Below are 19,114 nucleotides of genomic sequence, written 5' to 3' on the forward strand. Positions count from 1 at the left end.
CGGCGATCCGGCGATAGCCTTGGCGGTTCAGGCGGCAGCCTGGCCGCGCGCCGCGCGCCGGCCGTTCAGGCGCCAATGCAGGCCTAGCGCCGCGGCGGCCAGGGCGCTAGCCGCGGCCAATCCCAGCGCTTCGAAGCCGGCATGGGTATACAGGGTGCCGGCGATGGCAGTGCCCACGCTTGCGCCCAGGTAGGTGGTGCAGGTGTTCAGGCCGAGTACCGCGCCGCGCTCTTCGGGCCGGGCGCGCGACAGCAGCAACACCAGCAGGTTGAGGCTCAGCTGCGAGGCCGCGCCCCATAGCGTGGCGATGGCGAGCACCGCGGCCAGCGCATGGGCGGCCGGCAGCAGCCCCAGGTACACCAGCGCGATGACGCCCAGCGCCAGCGGCAGGGCGCGGCGCGGACCCAGCCGCTCGATCAGCGGGGCGCCGGCCACGCCGGCCAGCAGGAACCCGGCGCCGTAGGCAAAGGCGATGAAGCCCACTTGCCCGGCGCTCAGCCCCAGCAGGCCGCGCACGTGGTCGGCCAGGAACGCGTACACGCCATAGAAAGCCGACGAGAACGCCAGGCAGCCCAGCAGCAAGGCGGGCACGTCGCGGTAGGACAGGGGCGCCAGCAGGCGCGATAACCGTAGAGGGGCGGGATTGTCCGCGCGGCGTTCCGGCAGCTTGCGCAGCCCCAGCGCGGCGACCGCCGCGCATAGCGCCAGCGTGCCGTAGGTAGCGCGCCAGCCCACGGCATCGGAGATCAGGGCGGACAGTGGCACGCCCGCCACCAGCGACACGGACCAGCCCGCGATGACGCGGCCCAGCGTGCGGGCTTCCTGGCCGGGCTGAGCGATCAGCGAGGCGGATCCATAGGCCGCGGGCAGGATGACGCCCGCCGCGGCGCCTGCCAGGGCTTGCGCCAGCGTCAGCACGATCCAGTGCGGCGCGCAGGCAGACAGGATCAAGGCGGCGATCAGCACGGCCATCGCGCCCAGGAGCGAGCGGCGGATGCCGATGCGGTCGATGCGGGCGGCCAGGAAGAAGGCGCTGGCGGCGGTGGCCGCGCCGTAGGCGGAAATAGCGGTGCTGATGGTCAGCGGCGAGGTGGCAAAGGAGCGCGCCACGTCGCTCAGGATGGGGCTGAGCGCCAGGCCGTTGGAGCCTACGACGCTGACGGCGAACATCAGGGCGGGGACGGAAGAAGACTGGCGGGTGCTACGGTTCTGCATCGCCAAATTTTATTGGAATAAAATAAGGGTTAACGCGTATATTTCCTTATTCCATAAAAGTTCGAATGCCGTTCGGCAGAACCCGATTCCAATGCCTGATCTTGATGACCGCGACCGAAAGCTGTTAACGCTGCTGGCCGACGACGCCTCCCCCAGCTACGCCGAACTGGGCAAATTGCTGAACCTTTCCGCCCCGGCCGTGCATGAACGGGTCAAGCGCCTCAAGCGCGACGGCCTGATCAAGGGCATCGCCGCCAAGCTGGACGGCGCCCGGATAGGGCGGCCGCTGCTGGCCTTCGTGCACGTGGACACCAACAACTGGACCATCACGCAGCAGGTGCTGGGGCTGGCCGAACTGACCGAGGTGGAAGAGATCCACACCATCACCGGCAAGAGCGCGATGCTGTTGAAAGTGCGCGTGCGCGACACGCAGGCGCTGGAATCGCTGCTGGCGCGCATCCATCAGATCGACGGCATCACCAACACCACCAGCGACATCGCGCTGACCAGCTATCTGGAGCGCGGACCCTTGCCGGACAACGGCTGAGCTGCACGCTTCAAGCCGCGCGCAGGCGCAGTCGCGTGATCTCGGACGGGGCGCCCAGGCGCTTGGGCGGTCCCCAGTAGCCGGTGCCGCGGCTGATGTAGATCCACATTTTTCCCAGGCGATGCAGGCCCGCCGTGTAGGGCTGCTGGAACCGCACGAAGAATCCCCACGGAAAGAACTGCCCGCCATGGGTATGGCCGGACAATTGCAGGGTATAGCCCAGCGGCTCGGCCGCCGCCGCGCTGCGCGGCTGATGCGCCAGCAGAATCCTGGGCAGGGCGTCGGCGGGCGCGCCGGCCAGCGCGGCCTTGGGGTTGCTGCGCTGCTGCGGGTCGAATGAACCGGCGCTGTAGTCGGTAATGCCCGCCACCACCACGGGCAGGCCAGCCGGGTGGATGACCACGTGCTCATTCATCAGCACGCGCAGCCCCATGCGGCGGAATTCGGCGATCCAGGGCGTGGCGCCCGAATAATATTCATGATTGCCGGTGACCAGGTACACGCCGTGGGTCGCGCGCAGCTGGCCCAGCGGGCTGGCCTGGGCCGCAAGCTGTTCAACGCTGCCGTCGACCACGTCGCCGGTGATGGCGACTATGTCCGGCAACTGCTCATTGACGGCGTCGACGATGGCCTGCACGTAGCGCTTCTTGATGGTCGGGCCAACGTGGATATCGCTGATCTGCACGATGGTGAAGCCGTCCAGGTCGGGCGCCAGTCCGGCGATGGGCACCTCTACCTCGACGATACGTGCTCGTTTGCGCGCGTTGTACAGGCCAATCAAGGTGCCGGCGAGGGCCAGTACGGGCACGGCCCAGGCGCTGACCCAACGCAGCGTGGTCCAGGGCAGGTCGGCGCCGATGATCAGGTTCGCCAACCAGGTCACCAGCAGCAGCGCATCGCGCAGCACGGTCAGCACGAATAGCGACGAGAACAGGCCCATGGCGAACAGCCCGACCCAGGCGATGCGGTCGCCCCAAGGCGGGTGCACGGAAGAACGGCCCAGCATTCCCAGCGGAATCAGGATGCACGACAGCAGCAAGGCCAGGATGGCGACGGCGGAACCTGCGCCGCCCAACTGGGCATCCGGGATCAGGCGGGCGCCCACGTAGACGTGAGCCAGGGCCCCCAAGGTCAGGAAGCGCAGGAAGAAAGAAGATTGGCGTAGGGACACGGCGGCTCTGGGGCGCGCCGGGCCGGGAGCAGCGGCGCGCGTGGCAAGGGAATCGCCATTCTATGCCGGGCCCGGGGGCCCGTAACGTCTCTTGAAGTGCGGGCGCCGCGCTTGCAGCTAGGCTAGATGCGCAGTGCCCAGAATTCCTGGTCGAAGGCCTGGCCATAGGCAGCCTGGTCCGGCACCACCTTCACCGGCTGGAACCCCAGGCGCCGGTACAGCGCCCTGGCCGCAGTCAGGCAACTGTAGGTTTCCAGCTGGACTTCCTTCATGTCATGGGCGCGCGCGTGCTCCAGCACGGTGTCCATCATCCGGAGGCCAGCGCCTTTGCCGCGATGTTGCGGCAGGACCAGGACGAAATTGAGAAAGGCCACGCCGGCAGGCCGTTCGGAGACGGCGATCGACGCCACCCGTTCATCGCCGATGATGCCGATCCAGATGCGATTGAACGTGCTTGGCAGCCGGCGAAAGGCCTGCATCTTGCCGCCTATGTCATCCTCGAACCCGCGCTCGAAGCCGAACTCGGCCGCATAGACGTCGCCGTGCGCGGCAACAATCCATTCGTGGTCGCCCGGTAGCGCTGCGCGCACCTTCAGTTCATTTGCAGCCATGCTCGTTCACATGTTTCGATGGTCGGATGGCGCATTATGCGCCTGTCCGCTTAGGCAGCCGCGCGCATGAGCAGGTCCGCCTGCATTTCCCGCAGGTTGTTGATGCCCAGCATCGCCATATTGCGGTCGATCTCGGCGCGCAGCAGGCCGATGGCGTGCGACACACCGGCTTCGCCGCCGACGGCGGCCGCATAGTTGAAGGGCCGGCCGACGAAGACGAAGCTTGCGCCCAGCGCCAGGGCCTTGAGCACGTCGCTGCCGCGGCGCACCCCGCTGTCCATCATCACGGTCATGCCGCCCGCCGCCGCGACCACGCCGGGCAGGGCGCGCAGCGGCGAGACCGCGCCGTCCAGCTGGCGGCCGCCATGGTTGGACACGATGATACCGTCGGCCCCGTGCTGCCGCGCCAGCGCCGCGTCCTGCGGATGCAGGATGCCCTTGATGATGAGCGTGCCCGGCCATTGGCTGCGGATGCGCGCCACGTGCCCCCAGCTGAGGTGGTCGCGCGCGCTGAAGTCGCGCAGCACCGACGCCGACACTATCGGCGCGCCGCGCGTGGCGAAGGAGTTCTCGAAATGCGGCATGCCATGAGATAGCAGCGTGCGCATGAAGGTGCCGGCCAGCCAGCGCGGCCGCGTCAAACCGTCCCAGGCCAGGCGCAAGCTTGGTTTGAGCGGAGTCGAGAACCCGGTACGCACATTGTTCTCGCGGTTGGCCGACACGGGGATGTCCACCGTCAACACCAGCGTTTCGAAGCCGGCGCGGCGGGCGCGTTCGACCAGGGCGTCGATACGCTGCGGGTCGCCGGGCAGATAAGCCTGGAACCAGGTGCCGGGCGCTGCGCGGATAACGTCTTCCATCGGAATCAGCGAGGTGCCGCTGAGGATGGCGGGTATGCCCTGTTCGCGGGCGGCGCGCGCCAGCACGATGTCGCCGCGATAGGCCGACAGCGCGCTGATGCCCATGGGGGCGATGCCGAAGGGCGAGGCATAGCGGCGGCCGAAGATCTCGGTCTGCTGGGTGCGGCGCGATACGTCCACCAGCACGCGCGGCGAAAACGAATATTGCGCAAAGGCGCTGCGGTTGCCGCGCAGGGACTGGTTGTCTTCGGCCGCGCCCGCGACGTAGCCGAATATCGGGCGCGGCAGGCGCCGTTTGGCGGCGGCCTCGAAATCGTCCAGCGACAGCATGCGCGCCAGCGCGCGCGGCAAGGGGCGGTCGGCCGAGGCGGCGCGGGGACTGGCGGTGGTCGAGATGATGGATGTCATGGCGGGCCGGCAAAAGCCCGTAATCTAGCAACGCCGATTCATCGCATAAAGCGAATAAAACTAGACATCCAAATTCGATTCAATCGAAGAAGTTGCGGCGGAATATTACGCAGGCAGCGCCATCAGCTCGCCCATGCGCACCGGACCCAGCACAGAAGGCGTGTCGGCCCAGCGGATCTGATTGGGGCCGAACAGCACGATGGCGGTGGAGCCCAGCTTGAAACGGCCCATTTCCGCGCCCTTGGCAAGATGGATCGGGGCGCGCGCCGCGTCGTCGTAGCGGGTGGATTTCACGCGGCGCTTGTGCGGCGTGACCAGGCCGGCCCATACGGTCTCGATGGAGGCGACGATCATCGCGCCCACCAGCACCAGGGCCATCGGGCCGTGCTCGGTGTCGAAGATGCAGACCACGCGCTCGTTGCGCGCGAACAGGCGCGGCACGTTGCGCGCGGTCAGCGGGTTGACAGAGAACAGGCGGCCCGGCACGTGGATCATTTCGCGCAGGGTGCCGGCAACCGGCATGTGCACGCGGTGATAGTCCTTGGGCGACAGATAGATGGTGGCGAATTGGCCGCCCTGGAACGGCGCCGCGCGCTCGGCGTCGCCGCCCAGCAGGTCGGCCACGCCGTAGTTGTGGCCCTTGGCCTGGAAGATGCGGCCGTGTTCGATCGCGCCCATCTGGCTGATGGCGCCGTCGGCGGGACAGACCACCGAACCCGGTTCGTCGTCCAGCGGCCGGGCGTCTTCCTTGAGCGCGCGCGTGAAGAAGTCGTTGAAGCAATCGTAGGCCAGCGGCTCTTCCTGCAGCGCTTCGCGCATGTCCACGCCATAGCGGCGGACAAAGCGCGAGATCATCCAGTTCTTGACCGCCGGTTCCCGGCAGTCGGATGCGTACCCGAAGAGCCGCGACACCAGGTGGTGGGGGGCGAGATACTGGCTGGCGAGGAAAAGTTGGTCTTTGATCGACATCTAGGAGCGCTGAGAAATGACCCCGCGGCTGGCCGCGGCATGGGCAAGCCCCGTTGGGGGCCCGCCTGCAGGCCCGGGACTGGCCGCGTCAAAAAACGTCGTCCCGCGTTGCAGCGGGACGGCGTGGTGATGAGCAGAGGGTGAATTCTACCGCTTTCAGGCGCACTTCAGGCATATGGATGCGCGCATGCGGCGTCGGGCGCAAGGACCCGGCGCCGCACGCATGCAGGCCGCTACAGCTCCAGCACGATGCGCCCGCCCTGGGCGCGCGAGCAGCAGGCCATCATGCGGGTGCCGGCCTCGCGCTCGGCGCGGGTCAGCACCACGTCGCGGTGGTCGACCGCGCCGCCCAGCACGCGCACCTCGCAGGAGCCGCAGAGTCCTTCCTCGCAATCGCTCTGCACGTCGATGTTGGCGCCGCGCAGCGCGCTCAGCAGGGTTTGGCCGGCCGGCACCTGCACCACGATGCCGGAGTCCTTCAACTCGGCCTCGAAGGCATGCTCCTTGGACGGGTCCAGCGTGGCAAGCGTGGAATGGAAGTGCTCCACGCGCAGGCTGTCCTCGGGCCAGGCGCTGCATGCGGCCTGCAAGGCGTCCAGCATGCGTTCGGGGCCGCAGGCGTAGATCTGTGTGCCGGCCTCGGGGCGGGACAGCAGGGCGGCGAAGTCGTTGCGGCTGCCTTCGCCGCTGATATGCAGGCGCAGGCGCTCGCCATGCAACTGCTGCAGCTCTTCCAGCATGGCCATGCTGGCGCGCGAACGCCCGCTGTAATGCAGTTCGTAGGCCATGCCCAGTTCACGCGCGCGGCGCGCCATGGCGCTGATGGGCGTGATGCCTATGCCGCCGGCGATGAAGATCAGGCGCTTGGCGCTTTCATCCAGGCGGAAGTGGTTGCGCGGACCGCGCGCGCGCACGATGCTGCCGACGCGCAGGTGCTGGTGGATCCAGGCCGAGCCGCCGCGGCCCGCCGTTTCCTTGAGCACGGCGATCTCCAGCGCATTCGCGGCCGCCGGATCGCCGCAAAGCGAGTATTGGCGCGACAGGCCCGTATCGCCGCATTCGACATCGATGTGCGAGCCCGGCGTCCAGCGCGGCAGCGGCTTGCCGTCGGGCGATTCCAGCCGGATGCGCGCGATGCCGTCGGCCGCGGCCGTGACCTGGGTCACCACCAGCTTGCGGCTGATGGCATGGGTGGAAGGTTCGCCGATGCGCACCGGCTGCGCTTGGACTAGCAGGGCGGGATCGCGGCGCTCGGGGTTGTCGGCCGGGTTCCATTCCACCCACAGATGCTCGGGGCCGCGGAATGATGTGTTGGGCACGTAGGTGAACTGCTGCTGCGCCAGGCGCATGTGCGGCAGGCGGCGGGTCAGTTCTTCCAGGAAGATCTGCATCTCCATGCGCGCCAGGTTCTTGCCCATGCACTGGTGCGCGCCATAGCCGAAAGTCAGCTGGTCGCTGGCGTTGTCGCGGCGGATGTCGAAGAAGTCGGCGTCGGCGAAATGGCGCTCGTCATGATTGGCCGACGAGGACACGATCAGCAGCTTGGCGCCCGCCGGGATCGCCACCCCGGCGATCTCGGTGTCGCGCGTGGCCAGGCGGCGCCAGGCCGCGACCGAGCCATTGTGGCGCAGGCATTCCTCGACCGCGTTGGGCAGCAGCCCGGGGTCTTCGCACAGTTCACGCCAGGCGTCGGGATGCTGCAGCAGCAGCTTGATGGCGTTGGCCGAGGCGTTGGCGGTGGTCTCGTGGGCCGCGACGATGCCGGCCATCATCATGGAATGCAGGTACGAGTCGGTGACGACCTCGGGATGGTCCTTCTGCTTGCGGATGCCGTACTGCATCCAGCCCGGCGCGTCGGGATTCTGGCGCATCTTGTCCAGGATCTTGCCTGCCAATTGCCAGAAATTGCCCACCGCGTGCGCGACCTCAACTTGTTCCTCGGGCTTGGGCCGGCCCCAGGTGTTGACGGTGTGCGCAATGGAGTATTTGCGCAGCAGGTCCATGTCTTCCTCGGGCACGCCCAGGAAGTGCAGGGCCACCGTCAGCGGCACTTCCCACAGCATCTGGTCGACCAGATCGGCGCGGCCGTCGTCGATGAAGCGGTCCACGTACTCGCGCGTCAGGCGCCGCACCATGGGTTCGTGGTGCTTGAGCTCGTCCGGCGTGAAGGGATCCATCAGCACGCGACGGCGCGGCATGTGGGCCGGCTCGTCCTCGTTGACCAGGGTGCGGTTCATGGCGTAGCCGTAAGTGGCCAGCACGGCGTTGGCCTCGGGGCCGGTCGGGGTGATCTTTTCCAGCGCGATCGAGGGGCTGTAGGTGTGGTTGTCGCGGAACACCGCCTTGATGTCGTCGTAGCGCGTCACCACCCAGTAGCCCAGCTTGGGGCTATAGAACACGGGTTCCTGTTCGCGCGCCCAGCGCACGTATTCGGGAGGATCCTGCTGGTAGCCGTCGCCGAAAGGATCGAATTCCGCCGCTCGCGGGCTGACCGGACAGGCTTGGGCCCGGGCCAGCGCGGCGTGGTCGATGGGACAGCCGCCGGTGGTGGCGGGCGGGGTGGGTGCGGGGGTGGAAGGGTGGCCCATGGTGTCGCTCCGAATTACAATTGCGTAAATCATATACGCATTGCGTAATTATTCAATTGGGGTAATCTCCGGGCTGCGTCCCCAGCCGCCCGGCGGCTCCTTCATCGCACCCATGAAACAGACTCCCGATCCTTCCTCCGTCCCCGCCACGACCGCCGAGACGCCGCGTCCGCGGGAAAGGCGCCAGCGTGTACAAGCTGCCGAAACCGGCATGGCCGTGCTCAAGGGGCTGGGCCGGCTGGGCGGGCGCGCCAGCCTTACGCTGCTGGCCGCGCAGGTGGATGAAAGTCCCGCCAAGGTGCACCGCTATCTGGTCAGCCTGATGGAAGAGGGCCTGGTGGCGCAGGATGCCGCCACTCAACAGTACTACCTGGGCCTGGAGGCGATGCTGCTGGGCCTGGCCGCGCTGCGCCAGGCCGATCCCATCCGCCTGGCCGAACCCAGCCTGGTGCGCCTGCGCGAAGACCTGGAAGTGACCTGCTTCATCGCGGTCATGGGCAACAAGGGACCTACCATCGTGCGCTTCGAGGAGCCGGGCCTGCCGGTGACAGTGAATGTGCGCATGGGCTCGGTGCTGTCCATGCTCTGGTCCGCGACCGGACGGGTGTTCCTGGCTTTGCAGGACGATGCGCGGGTGCGGGCGCTTGCCGAGGCCGAACTGGCGCGCGCGCCGGCCGACATGCGCGCGCAGCTGGATGCCGCCGACCCGATCGGCCGCCTGCGCCGCGAGGTGCTGGCCGCGGGCTGCGCCTCGGTGCGCGATACCAATCTGAAGGGCATCAGCGCCGTATCGGCGCCGCTGCTGGACCACAACGGCCGGCCCTGCGCCGCGCTGACCGCGCTGGGCGCGACGGGCGGCTTCGACGCCGCGGCGGATGGTCCGATCGCGCAGGCGGTGCGGCGCGAAGCCGAGGCCGCCAGCGTGCTGCTGGGTTATCAGGCGCCTTAGTCCGACTGGACCCGACCGGCGCCTCCGGACAAGCTGCGCAGCCATTCCATCGCCGCCTGCACCACCGGCATGCCCGCCGTATTGCGGTTGACCACGGCGCCGATGGCGCCGAAGTTGGCTTCCAGCCGTAGCGGCAGCACCGCCACGCCGCCTTGCCGCTCGCAGTAGCGCGCTATCGCCTGGGGCAGGGCCGCCAGGCGGTCATCCTGGTCCAGCAGCGCCAGCGTGGCCAGCAGCGAGTTGGACTGGATGCTGGAATCGGGCGGGCGCGCCCCGGCATGCACGAAAGCCTCGTCCAGGCGCTCGCGCATCATGGTGGCTTCCAGCGGCAGCACCCAGGGCCAGCGCGCAAGCTCGGCGGCCTCCAGCGCGTCGCGTCCGGCCAGCGGGTGGCCAGGGCGGGCCACCACCAGGATTGGTTCTTCGTGCAGGCGGATCACCTCGCAGTCCGCCGGCAGCAGGCGACTGCCCAGGCGGCCCAGCACAATGTCCAACTCGTCGCGCGCAAGCTTGTCCATGAGTTCTCCGAGCGCGCCTTCCACCAATTTCACTTCCAGGCGGGGCGACTGGCGCAACAGATGCGTGATCAGTTGCGGCGCGAGTTTGGGCGCGGCCGAGGGCAAGGTGCCCAGGCGCAGCAGGCTGGCGCCGCGCTCTTCGGCGGCCAGCAATTCCGCTGCCACCCGCTGGGCCGCGCCCAGGCTGTGCCGGGCGTGGCGGATCATAACCATTCCGGCATTGGTCGGTAGGGTGCCATGGGTCCCGCGCTCGAATAGCGCATAGCCCACCTGTTCCTCCAACTGCGCCAGCGCCTTGGAGGCGGCGGGCTGGGACATATGCAGGCGCTCGGCGGCGCGGCCCAGGTGACGCTCGTCGTCCAGCGCGACCAGCAGTTCGGCATGACGCCGCTTGAGATGGGTGCTGGCGCGCTCTGGCATGGCGATTCATATTCATATGGTTATGAATCGTTCAGTTTATTTCATTTCACGCGGACACCGGGCCCTGGGCATACTTGCCGCTCTACGAAAGACAGGCGCGCCCCGGCCAGGCCAGGGAAGGGCGCCGCGATGGAGACGAAGCAATGAAGAAATTCTGGATGGCCCTGGCCGCAAGCTGGGCCTGTGGCATGACGGGCGCGGCGGCTGCCGCAGATGCGTATCCGGCGCGGCCGGTGCAGATCGTGGTGCCGTTCTCGCCGGGCGGCGCGGTGGACGTGCTGGCGCGCCAACTGGCGCAGCGCCTGGAACCCCGCGGCTACACCCTGGTGGTGGAGAACAAGCCGGGTGCGGGCGGCAATATCGCCGCATCCATGGTGGCGCGCGCCGCGCCCGACGGCTACACGCTGCTGATGGGCACCACCAATACGCACGGCATCAATAGCGCGCTGTACGCCAGCCTGCCTTATGACCCGGTGCGCGACTTCGCTCCGGTCGGCCTGGTGGCGGACAACGTGGTGGTGCTGCTGGCCAACGCCGAGTTTCCGGCTTCGACGCTGGCGGAAGCCGTCAAGCTGATCAAGGCCAATCCCGGCAAGTACACCTATGGCTCGCCCGGCCTGGGCACGGTGCACCAGTTGGCGATGGAGCAGTTGAAGCACGCTGCCGGCCTGGATGTGGTGCATGCACCGTACAAGGGCGCCGCGCCGGCGATGGCCGACCTGGTCGCCGGCCACGTGCCGCTGATGATAGGCGGCATCGCGCCGGCCATTCCTTTCCTGGCGTCCGGCAAGGTGAAGGTGCTGGGCGTGGCCAATACCGAAAAGTATGCCGCGCTGCCCGACGTGCCGCTGTTCTCCGACGTGGCCGCGGGCGTCGCGGTGCGGTCGTGGATCGGGCTGTTCGCGCCCGCCGGCACGCCACCCGCGGTGGTGAAGAAGCTGAGTGCGGACCTGCAGGCCGTGCTTACCGACGGCGCCTTCGAACAGGCGCTGCAGCCCCTGGGCATGGTGCCGATCTACATGACGCCCGAGGCGTTCGGCGACATGGTCAAGCGCGACATGCCGGCGTGGCGCGCGGCGGTGGAGATGTCCGGAGCCAAGCAATGAGCCGTGCCGCGAAGCCCGTCAATTTTCTGTTGTTCATCACCGACCAGCACCGCGCCGACCATCTGGGCGCCTATGGCAACCAGGTGGTCCGCACGCCCAACCTGGACCGCCTCGCCGCGTCCGGTTGGCGGGCTGACAACATGCACGTGGCCACGCCCATCTGCATGCCGAACCGCGCCAGCCTGATGACCGGGCGCTATCCGTCCGCCCACGGCGCGCGCCACAACGGCATCGCGCTGTCGCTGCGCAGCCGCACCTTTGTCGAAGCCATGCGCGAGGCCGGCTACGGCACCGCGCTGGTCGGCAAGGTGCACTTGCAGAACATGACCGACATCCCGCCGTCCTGGCCGGTGCGTGCGGAGGACAGACTGCCGCGCGAGGCGGTTGAACCCGATGCCGGCCGCTATGACCAGGAGCAGCGCAAGCTGTGGTTGGAACATGCCGACCACGAGTTGAGCTATCCCTACTACGGCTTCGACCAGGTGGACCTTGTCGACGACCACAGCGACGACGTGCACGGGCATTACCGGCGCTGGTTGCGACGCGTGCATCCTGAGATCGAGGCGCTGATCGGCCCGGCGCATGCCATTCCCACGCCGGAGTACGAACTGACGCGCATCCGCCAGGCTTGGCGCACGCGCGTGCCTGAAGAGCTGTATCCCACGGCCTACATCGCCGACCGCAGCATCGATGCGCTGCGCGGCTATGCGGCGTCGGACCAGCCGTTCTTCCTGCAATGCTCGTTCCCCGATCCGCACCATCCCTTCACGCCGCCGGGACGCTTCTGGGATCTGCACAAGCCCGAGGACATGGAGCTGCCCGCGTCCTTCCACGGCACAGGAACCCCGCCGCCGCACGTGGCCTGGCTGCGCGCCCAGCGTGACGCCGGCACCGCGGTCAAGCACACGCCCGCGATCTTCTCCTGCAACGAGCGCGAGGCGCGCGAAGCGCTGGCGCTGAACTACGGCTCGATCGCCAACATCGACAACCAGATCGGCCGGGTGCTGGCCGAGCTCGACGCGCTGGGGCTGGCCGACAACACGGTGGTGATCTTCACCAGCGACCATGGCGACTACCTGGGCGACCATCAGCTGATGCTGAAGGGGCCGATCCATTACCGCGGCCTGACGCGCGTGCCATTCATCTGGCACGATCCCGCGGCCACGCCGACGGCGGGCGCCGCCAGCGACGCCTTGCTCAGCACCATCGACGTCGCGCCCACCGTGCTGGCGCGCGCCGGCGTGCAGCCTTACAACGGTATCCAGGGGCGCGACATGGCCGGACTCATCAACGGGCGCGAGGCGGCCGTGCGCGACGCGCTCATGATCGAGGAAGAAGGTCAGCGCGTGATCCTGGGCTTCAACAGCCGCATCCGCTGCCGCACCTTGCTGGCGGACGGCTTTCGCGTCACGGTCTACGATGGCGCGCGCTGGGGCGAGCTGTACGACCTGAAGCAGGATCCGCACGAGCTGCGCAACCTGTGGGACGAGCCGGCGCATGCCGGTGATCGCGCGAGGCTGCTGGAACGGCTGGCCTTTGGGATGCTGGAGCACATCGACACCAGCCCCTATCCGAGCGCGCTGGCGTGATGCGTGGCGCGCGGCCCATCGGGGCCAGCGCGCAGCATCTTAAGCGGCCTTGGCGGCCAGCTTGGTCTTGTATAGCCAGTCCTTGTAGTCGTCCAGGTCGCCATCGAAGGGGCTGACCTCGCCGTCGGCCACGATGATGAATTCATCGGTGGTGGCACGCAGCAGGTGGCGGTCGTGCGATACCAGCATCAGCGTGCCTTCGAACTGGGCCAACGCGGTGGTCAGGGCTTCGCGGGTTTCCAGGTCCAGGTGGTTGGTGGGCTCGTCCAGCAGCAGCAGGTTGGGGCGCTGCCAGACGATCAGGGCCAGCGCCAGCCGGGCTTTTTCGCCGCCGGAGAACGGCGCGATGGAACTGGTGGCCATGTTGCCGTTGAAGTTGAAGCTGCCCAGGAAGTTGCGCAATTCCTGCTCGCGCACGGTGGGCGCGATCTTCGTCATATGCCACAGCGGTGATTCGTCATGGCGCAGCATCTCCACCTGGTGCTGGGCGAAGTAGCCGATCGACAGTCCCTTGTTGAACTGCGCCTCGCCGGCCAGTGTTGCCAGTTCGCCCGCGATGGTCTTGATGAAGGTGGACTTGCCGGCGCCGTTGATGCCCAAGAGGCCAATGCGCTGGCCAGCCTGCAGCGAAAAATTGATGCCCGACACGATGATCTTGTCGGACTCGACTTCCGTTTCCTCATCCGCGATGCGATAGCCGGCGCTGACCGCGTCCATGGTCAAGAGCGGATTCGGCGCGCGCAAGGGCTCGCGGAACTCGAACGAGAACTCGGCGGCCGCGCGCAGCGGCGCCACTTCTTCCATGCGGGCCAGCGCCTTGATGCGGCTCTGCGCCTGGCGCGCCTTGCTGGCCTGGGCCTTGAAGCGGTCGATGAAAGACTGCAGGTGCGAGCGCTGGCGCATCTGCTTTTCCATCATGCCTTGCGCCAGTTCCAGCTGGGCGGCGCGCTGGCGCTCGAAGGACGAATAGTTGCCCGAATAGCGCTTGAGCTTGCGCTCATCGATATGGACGATGACGTTGACCACGCCATCCAGGAAATCGCGGTCGTGCGAAATGACGATGAGCGTGCCCGGATAGCGCTTGAGCCAGTCTTCCAGCCAGATGATGGCGTCCAGGTCCAGGTGGTTGGTGGGCTCGTCCAGCAACAGCAGGTCGGACGGGCACATCAGCGCCTGGGCCAGGTTCAGGCGCATGCGCCAGCCGCCGGAAAAGCTCGTCAGCGGCAGGTGCATCTGCGCCTGCGTGAAGCCCAGGCCGGTCAGCAATTGCTCGGCGCGCGAATGCACGGTGTAGGCGTCGGCATCGGCCAGCGCGGCATAGATGTCGGCCATGCGCAGGCCGTTCTCGGTGCTTTCGGGTTCGGCTTCGAGCTGCGCCAGTTCCGCTTCCAGCTTGCGCAAGGTCACATCGCCGTCGATCGCGTACTCAATGGCCGGCCGGTCCAGCGCGGGCGTTTCCTGCGCCACATAGGCCATGCGCCAGCTGGAGGGGTAGTCGAGGTCGCCCTGGTCGGCGTGCAGCGTTCCGCGCAAAAGGCCGAACAGGCTGGACTTGCCGGCGCCATTGGCGCCGATCAGGCCGATCTTGTCGCCGGGGTTGAGCAGCAGGTCGACCTTGTCGAGCAAGGGCTTGACGCCCCGCATGAGTGAAACTTGTTGGAAGCGGATCATGGATGGTGCAACAGGGACGCGGCAGAATTCCCGCCGGCCGGGCGCGCTGAAAAATAATCGGGGAAGGGGGCGCACGGGCGGCGCGACAGGCGGACGGAACGGGCGTTCGTTCCACGTCAAAGGGCGGTATTGTACAGGGCGCGGCGCGCCAGGCAGGCGCGATGGCGTCGGCTAGCGCGAGGCGAACCGGCTGTCCAGCACCCGCCGCAGGCGAACCGCGTCGCCGAAGCGCGAGCCGCTGGTGCCCTGCGCGTTGAGCAGCACCATGGCCAGGTTGCGTTTGTCGACCTTCACCGCCATGACCAGGCAGTCGCCGGCTTCGCGCGTGGTGCCGGTTTTGGACACCAGGATGTCCCATTGCGGACGGCCCACCAGGATGTTGGTGTTGCGGAAGGTCTGGCCGGCGGCCTGGTAGCTGGTTTCGCCGGTGTACTGCGAGATCAGCGGCTGCGCGGAAATCGCAGTGAGCAACTTGACGAGGTCCCTGGCCGAGGACTGGTTTTCGTTGGACAGGCCGCTCGGTTCGGCGAAGCTGGAGTCGCTCATGCCGAGGGCGCGGGCTTCGGCGTTCATCGCCGCGACGAAGGCTGCCGTGCCGCCGGTATAGGTGCGCCCCAGGGCCTGCGCGGCGCTGTTTTCGGATGGGACCAGCGCCAGGCGCAGCAAATCGGCGCGGCTCAGTTTGGTGCCGGCCGTCAGGCGCGAGGGCAGCTCACTGGCGGAGCGGGTGTCGCTGGCGTCGATGGTGATGATTTCATCCATGGGCAGGCCGGCCTTCACCAGCGTCAACGCCGTCATCAGCTTGGTGATGGAGGCGATGGGCCGCACAGCGCCCTCGTTGCGCGCGAACAGGATTTCGGAGGTGTCCAGGTCCTGGACCAGGATGGTGCTGGACTTGAGCTTGCCGATTTCCTTGGCCGGATCGCGGGTGACCAGCGAGGCGTTGACGGCTGCGTCCGGGTCCTGCGGATCGGGCTGCGCGCCCCAGCGCTGGACCGCGATGCGCTTGCCGTAGCCATGCTGGCACATCGGCAGGGAGGGCTGGGAATTGCACGGGTGGAAATTGGCAGCTTGAGCCCGCGCCGGCGCCGGCAAGCCCGCAGCGGTGGCGGCCCATAGCGCCGCCGCGCAGAATGACATCGATACTTGCCGCAAGATCAGCGCCACGATCTCTCCCAGATTCGCCGGGTCCGCGCCCGAAGACGCGTTACCGGAATATGCATTTGAAAGCTGATATTACTGCGGCGGGCGCTTTTGTCGCCGCCGTGTTTGCCCGCGCATGGCGGCGCAGGCTACGCGCGTGGCCTTGCATCCGCACGGCCGTATCTGCGGGACAGGGCGCTAGGCGCGCGGAATGGCCTCGGCCAGCGCCAGCAGCCGTTCCGCCTCGCGCGCGTGCAGGTTCTCCACCAGGGCGCCGTCGACCACGGCCACGCCCAGACCGGCGGCCTGCGCGGCCTGCCAGGCGTCCAGGCGCTTGCGCGCGGTGGCAAGTTCTTCTTCCGTAGGCGCGAAGGCGGCGTTGGCCGCCGCGATCTGTTTTGGATGGATGAGCGTCTTGCCATCGAATCCCTGGTCTCGCCCCTGCCGGCAGGCCGCCTCCAGGCCGGCGTCGTCGTGCAGGTCCAGGTGCACGCCGTCCAGCGCCGCCAAGCCGTGGGCCCGCGCCGCCATCACCGCCATCGATCGCGCCCACAGGGTTTCTTCGCGCGATGGGGTGTGGCGCGCGTGCAGGTCCTTCACCAGGTCCGAGGTGCCGACGACGATGGCCGCCAGTCTCGGATGACCGCAGGCGATGGCGTCCAGACGCAGAAAGCCCAAGGGCGTTTCCGCCATGGCCCACAAGGGCAGGCTGGCAGGCGCGCCCGCCGCGTCCAGCGCCCGCGCGAGCGCGTCGAGTTCGGCGGCGGACTGTACCTTGGGCAACAGCACCGCGTCGGCGCCCGCCTGGGCTATGGCCCGGACGTCGTCCAGGCCCCAGGGCGTGTCCAAGGCATTGACGCGCACCACGCATTCGCGGCGGCCATAGCCGCCGGCGCGCAGCGCCGCGGCGACTTGGTCGCGAGCCTGCGCCTTGGCGTCGGGCGCGACGGCGTCTTCCAGGTCGAGGATCAGGACGTCGGCGTCGAGGTTGCGCGCCTTGTCCAGCGCGCGCGCATTGGCGCCAGGCATATAGAGGACGGAACGGCGGGGTCGGATCGGAGGATGCATGAGGCGGTTTCAGTTCTTGGCGTTGCCGACGATACGCACGGGCGTGGTGCACACATAGCCCACGCCGTACACCGTGCGTATGCCCATATCGCCGCCTGCCTGCGCGCGCAGCTTGCGGCGCAGGCGGTGCATATGGGCATCCAGCCGGTGCGTGTCGTAGGCCTCCACGCTGGCGCCCAGCGCTTCGATCAGGCGGTCGCGCGACAGGGGCAGCGGTGCGGCCTGGATCAGTGCGCCGATCAGCCGGCTTTCGGTGTCGGTGATGTCCACGCAGACTTGCTGCGGCGACATCAACGTGCGCCGCGCCGGATCGAAGCGCCAGGCGTCGGATTCGGGCGCATCGGCATCGCCCGCCGGCACCACGCGCAGGCGGCGCGATAGCGATACCAGAGTGGCCCCCAGCTCGGCCAGGTTGACGGGTTTGGTGAGGTAGTGGTCGGCGCCCAGGCTCAGGCCCGAGACCTTGTCTTCGCTCAACAGGCGTCCGGTCAGCATGATGATGCCCATGGACGGGAAGGAGGTCCGCAAGTGGGACACGCGGGTCAGCGCGTCGCCGTCCGGCAGCATGGCGTCCAGCACCAGGATGCCCGGCGTGACGGTGAGCAACAGCTGGTCCAGCTCGGCCAGGGAGCCGGCAGTGAGGATGCTGCGGTCCAGACCGAGGTCTTCTATGTACTCGGCGATGGTGTCGCGCCAGTCTCCGTGGTCGTCGACAATGATGATGGTCACGGCGAGTCCGGCGTCAGCGGTTGCGCGCAAGGAGGTTCGAGTGCAAACACGCCATCCGCTCCTTGTATCTGGGTCTTCTTGTATAGGGGGAGTCCGCGAGCGCGATATTTTTCGTATCGCGCGCTTGCGGAGAATATCATCATCGCCGCTGCGGCGCCGCGTCAAGAATCAAGGATGGCAGCCGCGCGATGGAGAACTTTGGGTTGGTCAAAAAATGAGCAGCCCGTTGCGCGTCGGCCGAACGGCCATCAGCCATGGGTTCGAGCCTGTTTTATCCACAGAAATTGTGGATAAGACCAGCGCTGTGGATACTGTGCTTTTTATGTAGGCAGGTGCTCGACCGGGACGCCGGGCGGCACCTTGCGCATACGGTCGCGCTCGATGCGCGGCGAGGCAAAACGGGTCTTGCGCGCGGCCGCATTCTGCAGCAGCACGGACAGCACCGCGCCCTTGTCCTGTATCCATTGGGTTTTGCCGCGCAGCAATTTCATCGCGCTCTCGGCCGTGCCCAGGCGATAGGTCATGGAGTTGATCTGGACCGAGGTCTTGCCGTTGAAGAGGGACACGTCCTGTTCGGTGATTGCTGCGGCGTCGAGGTTGTTGCTGTCGTGGTCGATGCGGTAGACGAACTTCAAGCCGCTGTGCGGGTCCAGCGCCACCACGAGTTTGTCGGACCCCGATATGTCGGACAGCATGCCGATCACCGGCGACTCGACCAATTGGTTGCCGCGCTGTTCCTCGGTGTAGATGTATATCGTGTAGCGCGCGGGCGCGGCGAAAGTCTGTTGCATACCTGGCTTCAATAGTGCGGGGCGGGCCTTGCGGCCCGGACAAGCTGCGAAAAGAGCGTGGCGGCCCGGCCTACGCGCCCGACCTACGCGGCCCGACGCATGCGCATCAGCAGGCGGGCTTTGACCGCGGGCCAGTCCTCGTCGAGGATCGCAAAGTAGATCATGTCGCGCGCGCGTCCCGATTGCGCAATCAGGTGCTTGCGGAACACGCCTTCCTCCACGCCGCCGATGCGCAGGATGGCCTGGCGCGATTGCATGTTGCTCACTTCAGTCTTGAATACAACGCGCATGATACCAATTGTTTCAAAGGCGTGCTGCAACAACAGAAACTTGGCCTCGGTGTTGGCGCCGCTGCGCTGGTTTGCGGGTGTGAGCCAGGTGCCGCCGATTTCCAGGCGCTTGTGGGCCAGCGCAATGTCCATGTAGCGCGTCGCGCCGATGATCTGGCCATTGTCCTGGCGCACGATGACGAACGGCAGGCAATGGCCTTCGCGTTGGCCGGCCAGCGCGCGATCCACATAGCGCTGCATGTCGTCCGGCGTCTGTACAGCTTCGGGCTGCAGGCGCCACAGCTCGGGATGCAGGCCAACCTGCGCGAGCGCGGCCGCATGGCTGGCGGCCAGGGGTTCAAGGCGCACGACCTCGCCAGCGAGCGTGACGGGTGGGAGGCGAGGGGGTGTCATGGCGTATTCCTTGGGAGCAACGAAGACGGTGGAGGCGTGCCGCGCAGGAAGGGATTCTACGCGCGAGCGCTCTTGCCG

17 protein-coding genes are annotated in these 19,114 nt (G+C 67.5%); 4 read left to right on the top strand and 13 right to left on the bottom strand.

The genetic code is table 11. The annotated features are described in order from the left end of the window. Nucleotides 1-27: 27 nt before the first annotated feature. Nucleotides 28-1,215, bottom strand: coding sequence for an MFS transporter (locus tag AC6LKD_RS14735; RefSeq protein ID WP_498116624.1), 1,188 nt, complete (start codon nt 1,213-1,215; stop codon nt 28-30). Nucleotides 1,216-1,306: 91 nt separating this feature from the next. Between AC6LKD_RS14735 and AC6LKD_RS14740 the strand changes: the two genes are divergently transcribed. Beyond that, nucleotides 1,307-1,762 carry an Lrp/AsnC family transcriptional regulator gene (locus tag AC6LKD_RS14740; protein ID WP_013393926.1) on the top strand — a complete coding sequence of 152 codons (456 nt, stop codon included), beginning with the start codon at nt 1,307-1,309 and terminating at the stop codon, nt 1,760-1,762. A gap of 10 nt (nt 1,763-1,772) precedes the next feature. Here the strand turns inward: AC6LKD_RS14740 and AC6LKD_RS14745 are convergent, their stop codons facing one another. The 5 genes from AC6LKD_RS14745 to AC6LKD_RS14765 form a co-directional block, all read right to left on the bottom strand. After that, nucleotides 1,773-2,933: a metallophosphoesterase gene (locus AC6LKD_RS14745; RefSeq protein ID WP_498116625.1), complete on the bottom strand. Its 1,161-nt coding sequence runs from the start codon at nt 2,931-2,933 to the stop codon at nt 1,773-1,775. A gap of 122 nt (nt 2,934-3,055) precedes the next feature. Further along, nucleotides 3,056-3,544: a GNAT family N-acetyltransferase gene (locus tag AC6LKD_RS14750; protein WP_498116626.1), complete on the bottom strand. Its 489-nt coding sequence runs from the start codon at nt 3,542-3,544 to the stop codon at nt 3,056-3,058. Nucleotides 3,545-3,594: 50 nt separating this feature from the next. Further along, complete coding sequence (locus tag AC6LKD_RS14755; RefSeq protein ID WP_498116627.1) at nt 3,595-4,812, bottom strand: alpha-hydroxy acid oxidase; 1,218 nt, start codon at nt 4,810-4,812, stop codon at nt 3,595-3,597. A 105-nt stretch (nt 4,813-4,917) separates the two neighbouring features. Continuing rightward, nucleotides 4,918-5,781, bottom strand: a complete 864-nt coding sequence (asd, locus tag AC6LKD_RS14760) for an archaetidylserine decarboxylase (RefSeq protein ID WP_013393922.1) — start codon at nt 5,779-5,781, stop codon at nt 4,918-4,920. A 233-nt stretch (nt 5,782-6,014) separates the two neighbouring features. Continuing rightward, the gene (locus AC6LKD_RS14765) at nt 6,015-8,369 is read right to left on the bottom strand and encodes a cytochrome P450/oxidoreductase (RefSeq protein ID WP_498116628.1); all 2,355 of its coding nucleotides are present in this window, start codon (nt 8,367-8,369) and stop codon (nt 6,015-6,017) included. A 112-nt stretch (nt 8,370-8,481) separates the two neighbouring features. Here AC6LKD_RS14765 and AC6LKD_RS14770 point away from each other — a divergent pair, with 112 nt between their 5' ends. Next, nucleotides 8,482-9,318, top strand: a complete 837-nt coding sequence (locus AC6LKD_RS14770; protein ID WP_498116629.1) for an IclR family transcriptional regulator — start codon at nt 8,482-8,484, stop codon at nt 9,316-9,318. On the opposite strand, the gene AC6LKD_RS14775 is transcribed toward AC6LKD_RS14770, so the two are convergent. After that, the gene (locus AC6LKD_RS14775) at nt 9,315-10,256 is read right to left on the bottom strand and encodes a LysR substrate-binding domain-containing protein (RefSeq protein WP_498116630.1); all 942 of its coding nucleotides are present in this window, start codon (nt 10,254-10,256) and stop codon (nt 9,315-9,317) included. The two genes, AC6LKD_RS14770 and AC6LKD_RS14775, sit on opposite strands and share 4 nt — an antisense overlap. 143 nt (nt 10,257-10,399) lie before the next feature. On the opposite strand from AC6LKD_RS14775, the gene AC6LKD_RS14780 reads away from it, so the two are divergent. After that, on the top strand, nt 10,400-11,362 hold the full coding sequence (locus AC6LKD_RS14780; protein ID WP_498116631.1) for a Bug family tripartite tricarboxylate transporter substrate binding protein: 963 nt from the start codon (nt 10,400-10,402) through the stop codon (nt 11,360-11,362). Further along, a complete protein-coding gene (locus AC6LKD_RS14785; protein WP_498116632.1) occupies nt 11,359-12,951 on the top strand; it encodes a sulfatase family protein in 1,593 nt (530 codons plus the stop codon). Before AC6LKD_RS14780 ends, AC6LKD_RS14785 begins: the two co-directional genes overlap by 4 nt. Nucleotides 12,952-12,990: 39 nt before the next feature. Here AC6LKD_RS14785 and AC6LKD_RS14790 read toward each other — a convergent pair whose 3' ends face one another. From AC6LKD_RS14790 to AC6LKD_RS14815, 6 genes are all read right to left on the bottom strand, one after another. After that, the gene (locus AC6LKD_RS14790; protein WP_013393916.1) at nt 12,991-14,622 is read right to left on the bottom strand and encodes an ATP-binding cassette domain-containing protein; all 1,632 of its coding nucleotides are present in this window, start codon (nt 14,620-14,622) and stop codon (nt 12,991-12,993) included. 171 nt (nt 14,623-14,793) lie between these two features. Beyond that, complete coding sequence (locus AC6LKD_RS14795) at nt 14,794-15,789, bottom strand: serine hydrolase (protein ID WP_498116633.1); 996 nt, start codon at nt 15,787-15,789, stop codon at nt 14,794-14,796. A gap of 174 nt (nt 15,790-15,963) precedes the next feature. Continuing rightward, entirely contained in the window at nt 15,964-16,833 is an 870-nt protein-coding gene (locus AC6LKD_RS14800) for an HpcH/HpaI aldolase/citrate lyase family protein (RefSeq protein WP_492275207.1), read from the bottom strand. A 9-nt stretch (nt 16,834-16,842) separates the two neighbouring features. After that, entirely contained in the window at nt 16,843-17,562 is a 720-nt protein-coding gene (locus AC6LKD_RS14805) for a response regulator transcription factor (protein WP_492275206.1), read from the bottom strand. Nucleotides 17,563-17,882: 320 nt separating this feature from the next. Further along, nucleotides 17,883-18,353, bottom strand: a complete 471-nt coding sequence (locus tag AC6LKD_RS14810) for a hypothetical protein (RefSeq protein ID WP_013393912.1) — start codon at nt 18,351-18,353, stop codon at nt 17,883-17,885. 83 nt (nt 18,354-18,436) lie between these two features. Continuing rightward, a complete protein-coding gene (locus AC6LKD_RS14815; protein ID WP_498116634.1) occupies nt 18,437-19,036 on the bottom strand; it encodes a GNAT family N-acetyltransferase in 600 nt (199 codons plus the stop codon). Nucleotides 19,037-19,114 lie beyond the last annotated feature (78 nt).

This window comes from Achromobacter sp. D7-1, assembly GCF_059760445.1.